Origin of the sequence: Veillonella sp. (assembly GCF_019414865.1) — a bacterium.
Lineage (GTDB): Bacteria > Bacillota > Negativicutes > Veillonellales > Veillonellaceae > Veillonella.
The window spans coordinates 1-4,926 of record NZ_DXLG01000114.1 but is presented as its reverse complement, the minus strand read 5'-3'; the positions used below and the strand labels follow the sequence as shown (position 1 = coordinate 4,926).

The 4,926-nt window shown below is 36.8% G+C and carries 4 protein-coding genes; all 4 read left to right on the top strand.

Annotated elements, in window-relative coordinates; genetic code table 11:
* Positions 1 to 77 precede the first annotated feature (77 nt).
* Positions 78 to 2,987: an insulinase family protein gene (locus QZ334_RS06820; RefSeq protein WP_295233064.1), complete on the top strand. Its 2,910-nt coding sequence runs from the start codon at positions 78 to 80 to the stop codon at positions 2,985 to 2,987.
* Positions 2,988 to 3,103: 116 nt separating this feature from the next.
* Positions 3,104 to 4,069, top strand: a complete 966-nt coding sequence (gene gluQRS / locus QZ334_RS06815) for a tRNA glutamyl-Q(34) synthetase GluQRS (RefSeq protein ID WP_295233061.1) — start codon at positions 3,104 to 3,106, stop codon at positions 4,067 to 4,069.
* 128 nt (positions 4,070 to 4,197) lie between these two features.
* A complete protein-coding gene (locus QZ334_RS06810; protein WP_005386225.1) occupies positions 4,198 to 4,572 on the top strand; it encodes a CoA-binding protein in 375 nt (124 codons plus the stop codon).
* Positions 4,573 to 4,581: 9 nt separating this feature from the next.
* Entirely contained in the window at positions 4,582 to 4,902 is a 321-nt protein-coding gene (gene trxA, locus QZ334_RS06805; RefSeq protein WP_005386226.1) for a thioredoxin, read from the top strand.
* The last annotated feature ends 24 nt before the right edge of the window (positions 4,903 to 4,926 follow it).

Here is a 4,926-nt window from a genome sequence, read left to right as displayed (position 1 = left end):
ATATATAGGGTCATCGATGTGTTATAATAAATTGTTAGAAAGAAATTAATTATATTTATATAGAAAGAAGGGACAGCATGGAAATAAATAAGGTTTATTCTGGCTTTCGCCTTGACCGCATTGAGCGCATTGATGAGATCAATGGTACCGCTTATGAAATGAAGCACGAAAAGTCTGGTGCTCGCTTAATTTATATCGATTCACCAGATTCTAATAAAGTATTCAATATTGCTTTTAGAACAACACCTCATAATAGTACAGGTGTAGCACATATTATGGAGCACTCCGTTCTATGTGGTTCTCGCAAATTCCCATTAAAAGAGCCATTTGTTGAACTTGTAAAAGGTTCTTTAAATACGTTCCTAAACGCTATGACATATCCGGATAAAACGATGTATCCTGTAGCGAGTAAGAACGATAAAGACTTCCATAATTTGATGGACGTATATCTTGATGCTGTATTCTACCCACGTGTTCGTGAAGATGCAGAAATCGTAATGCAAGAGGGTTGGCATTATGAGCTCGAAGATGCAGACGATGAACTTACCTACAAAGGTGTTGTATTCAATGAGATGAAGGGTGTTTACTCATCTCCTGACTCTGTATTAGAACGCCAAATGATGCGTGAGCTTTTCCCAGATACTACTTATGGCGTTGACTCTGGTGGGGATCCGGATTATATTACAGATTTAACATATGAAGAATTCCAAGAGTTCTACCGTGTTCACTATCATCCATCCAATAGTTATATCTTCTTGTATGGTGATATGAATATTGAAGAGCAATTAGCTTTCTTGAATGATGAGTACTTAAGTCATTTTGATGCTATTGACGTTCATACGGAGGTAGCTCTACAAGCTCCATTTACAGAAGGTAAAGTAGTGAGCTATCCATATAGTGTAGGTTCTGAGGAGCCAACAGATAATCGTACATTGCATTCCTTTGCGTATGTATTGCCTGATGTAACACCTGAACATAGCTTGGCATTTGAAGTGTTAACACATGCTTTGTTAACATCTCCTGCAGCACCTCTTAAACAGGCGCTGGTGAAAGCTGGTATTGGTTCTGATATTAGTGGCTACTATTTAGATAGCATTCGCCAACCTATGTGGACAGTACAAGCTACAGGTTCTAATCTAGATAAACAAGCTGACTTACAGCGTATTGTAGAGTCTACATTACAAGAGTTATGTGATAAGGGCTTAGATAAAGAGTTATTAGAAGCTTCTTTAAATAGCATTGAATTTGCTCTTCGTGAAAGTGATTTTGGTGGTCGTCCTATCGGTTTAGCCTATATTATTCGTATGATGGATAATTGGCTATACGATAATGATCCATTGGAATTATTACATTATGAAGAGGCATTAGCGAATATTCGAAAAGGCTTAGCTGGCACATATTTCGAAGATTTAATTCGTCATTCCATCTTGAATAATAACCATAAAGTTCTTGTATCTATTTATCCTGAACGTGGTCTTCAAGAACGTAAAGATGCAGAGGTTAAAGAGCATTTAGCCACTTTAAAAGCTAATATGACCTCTGAAGAAATCGACGCAATTGTAGAGCAAACAAAACGTCTAAAAATTCGTCAAGAAACACCAGATAGCGATGAAGCGCTAGCATCTATTCCTTTGCTCGAGTTGTCTGATTTAAATCCTAATATTGAAGCCGTAGAACGTCGTGAAAGTAAAATTGGCAATACTACAGTTCATTTTGTACCTACTTTCACAAAAGGTATCAATTATGTGGGATTGTACTTTAAATTAAATTGCCTCACTGAGGAGGAACTATTCTACGCTGATATTTTAAGTGATATCCTCGGTCGTATTGATACTTCTGAACGCGGTTATGAAGCACTGGCTAAAGATATTAATATGAATTTAGGGGGATTGAGTTCTGATATTACGGCTATTAGTAAAGATGGTAAGCGTGATGAATTTACGCCTCTTATGATTGTACGTGCGAAAGCATTACATTCTAAATTACCTGATTTATGTCGCTTGATTAATGAAGTCGTAAAAAAAGCAGATTATAGCGATGATCAACGTTTGACTGAACTTGTTCAAGAAAGCAAAGCCATTTGGGATAATGAAGCATTCCGTCGTGGTAATTCCATCGTGAGTCAACGCGTTATGGCTCAAGTATCTGCTGTTGGTAAGTTTAGAGATAATGGTAATTTAGGATATTATCAAAAAATTAGTGAACTAGCATCTAATCCTGCAGCATTGCCATTGTTACCAGAAAAATTAGCTGAAGTAGCTCGTAAAATTTTCCGTGCTAACAATGTAGATATTATGTTTGTTGGTGAAGAAGGCGAATTAGAAGCCTTTGAAAACCTTATGAAACCTTTCGTTGAAACTTGGGATACTACAGAATTGAGTGATGATGTATTACAAATCACTCGTCTATCTGGCAACGATGGTATTGTTACAGCTGGTAAGGTTCAATACGTAGCACAAGGTGGTAACTTCATCGATCATGGTTTCAAACATGTTGGTCCAATGAGCGTGTTAGAAACGATTTTACGTTATGAATACCTTTGGATTCGTATTCGTGTACAAGGTGGTGCTTACGGAGCATTTGCCAATTTCTATGATGATGGCAATATGATTTTCTGTAGTTATCGTGATCCTAACTTGTTAGAAACTTTAGATGTATATAAAGAGTTGCCTCAATACCTTCGTGACTTCACATTGACTGACCGTGAAATGCGTAAGTATATTATTGGTACTATGAGTTCTTTAGACTTGCCAATGACACCTGCGTTGCGTGGACCACGTGCAATGGGGATGTACTTCAGTGGTGCTAAATTAGAGGACAAAGTAGAGTTCCGTAAACAAGTAATCGCATGTAAGCCAGAAGATATTGTTGCATTAGCAGATGTGGTAGAACCTGTATTGAATGATAATCATATTTGCACAATGGGTAACGAACAAAAGATTAAAGATGCTGGTAAAGTGTTTGATAACATTGTGTCTTTAGGATAAATAAGTTTATATCAATAAATGATATTGCTTTAGTTTTACTTTGACATATCTTCGGATGTATAAGTGGCATATTCTTAATGGATGTGCCACTTGTTTTCTGCTATAGGAGAGTTCTAATGAAAGGTAGATTTGCGCCTAGTCCAACAGGATATATTCATCTCGGTAACGTGTGGATAGCACTTTTATCATATATCTCTACACGCCAACAAAAAGGAAAGTATGTTGTACGGATGGAGGATATAGACCTTCAACGGTCAAAGCGAGAACTAGGTGAAGCTTTACTAGATGATTTAGAATGGCTTGGCTTTGAATGGGATGAAGGACCTCGTGTAGGTGGGCCAGAAGTATCTTACTGGCAAAGTGAAAGACAAACATATTATGCAGACATATTAGAATATCTCGCATTAGAAAAACTAATTTACCCTTGCTTTTGTAATAGAGCGCGACTACAATCTATAGCTTCTGCACCTCATGTAGGCGAAGTGGTGCATCGTTATGATGGAAAATGTCGACATTTACGTGATTTTGAAATACAAGAGTTATGTAATAGCAAAGAACCATCCTTGCGCCTTGCTATAGATTCTTGTGATCTTGAGTTTGATGATCGATGGCAAGGTAAGCAGCATATTCATTTGGAAGGTGAACTAGATGATTATGTATTACGTCGTGGTGATGGTATGTACGCATATAATTTGGCAGTCGTATTAGATGATATAGCTATGGGAATAACTGAAGTGATTCGAGGCGATGATTTACTCGATACAACGGGACAGCAATTATATTTGTATAATACATTACAACAATGCTATCCCCATAAGAATATAGTGGTTCCTAAGTATGGTCATGCCCCACTTTTGGTAGATACAGATGGCCATAGACTTTCTAAACGCCAAAAGAGTATTACAATCCGTGAATTACGAGAACAGCAATGGTCAGCATCTAGAATTTTAGGAGAGTTAGCTGTTGCAGGCGGGCTTATAGATGGTGCTATGTATAGTCATCCACAAATAAGCCTTTCTGATTTAATTCATTTAGACCTATCGGTTCCTAGTTTGAGGCAAAAAACAATTGTCATTGAATGATAATAGATACATTGATTTTAGTTCTGAAATGTTTGCTAAAAGCGTATAATTCTTTAACTATAAAATTCGATACATTACATTGACAAAATTCGATATTTATTTATAATAGTATATAAGAGGTGGTTGAAATGACAATTCAACAAGCTTTAGATCAAAAGGTGTGGGCCGTTATTGGAGCCACTGATAAAACCGAAAAGTTCGGCTATAAGATTTATAAATGTCTTAAAGATCACGGATATGAAGTATATCCAGTTAATCCTAATGTTGCAGAAGTAGATGGAGACAAATGTTACTCTAGTCTTTCTGCACTTCCTGTTGTACCAGCTGTTGTGGATTTTGTTGTACCAGAATCAGCGGGTTTAGCTGCACTTGATGAATGCAAAGAACTTGGCATTTCAACTGTGTGGTTACAACCAGGAGCGGATAAACCATCTGTTGTTGAAAAAGCACATGCTTTAAACTTGCATGTCATTCAAGATTGTGTATTAGTTCAATTACCGTAGGAGGGTATAATGAGCGAATTAAAAGAATTAAAAACTGCTGAATATCAAGATTTAGTAAATCAAGGTGGCGTAACTGTTATTGATTTCTGGGCTCCATGGTGCGGTTATTGCGTACGTATGATGCCGATCATCGAAGAAATTGCAGGTGAGCTTGAAGGTAAAGCTAACTTTGTAAAAGTAAATGCTGATGAAGAACCAGAATTAGCACGTAATTTACAAGTTGAAGTATTGCCTACATTTGTTATCTTAAAAGATGGCGAAGTAGTAGATCGTAAAATTGGTTTCTTGCCAAAAGGCGATCTTCAAGGTGCTATTGAATCTAAATTCTAATAATCTGAATAATTCTATATAGAT

What these genes read in the sequence shown, in the direction of transcription:
- gluQRS (WP_295233061.1), top strand. Translation starts at nt 3,104, where the DNA reads ATGAAAGGTAGATTTGCGCCTAGTCCAACAGGATATATTCATCTCGGT.
- QZ334_RS06820 (WP_295233064.1), top strand. Translation starts at nt 78, where the DNA reads ATGGAAATAAATAAGGTTTATTCTGGCTTTCGCCTTGACCGCATTGAG.
- trxA (WP_005386226.1), top strand. Translation starts at nt 4,582, where the DNA reads ATGAGCGAATTAAAAGAATTAAAAACTGCTGAATATCAAGATTTAGTA.
- QZ334_RS06810 (WP_005386225.1), top strand. Translation starts at nt 4,198, where the DNA reads ATGACAATTCAACAAGCTTTAGATCAAAAGGTGTGGGCCGTTATTGGA.